Origin of the sequence: Pseudomonas sp. 2822-17, assembly GCF_002742485.1 — a bacterium.
In the GTDB taxonomy this organism is placed as follows: Bacteria; Pseudomonadota; Gammaproteobacteria; order Pseudomonadales; family Pseudomonadaceae; genus Aquipseudomonas; species Aquipseudomonas cyclaminis.
On sequence record NZ_LJRZ01000311.1, the window covers coordinates 1 to 230 of the forward strand.

The window sequence follows — 230 nt, forward strand, 5'->3', positions numbered from 1 at the left end:
TTATTAATCTGCTCATTTAAGTCACGTGCAGATTCTAAATTGTGGCCAAACGGTTTTTCAATAACAAGTCGTGTAAAGCCGTTGGTATCCTTTAGGCCCTCTGATTGTAAGTTCGAAGCTATAGTACCGAAAAACTCAGGAGCTACTGCCATATAGAAAATACGATTTCCAGGTATGTTATATTGTTCATCAAGGTCCTGTAGTAATGTATTTAGTTCGTGATAAGACTC

Annotated in this window: 1 pseudogene; it reads right to left on the bottom strand. The window is 37.4% G+C overall.

Going from position 1 to position 230, the window contains the following annotated elements:
* A pseudogene (locus AOA60_RS07545) lies at window positions 1-230 on the bottom strand (glucose-6-phosphate dehydrogenase); the annotation flags it as partial.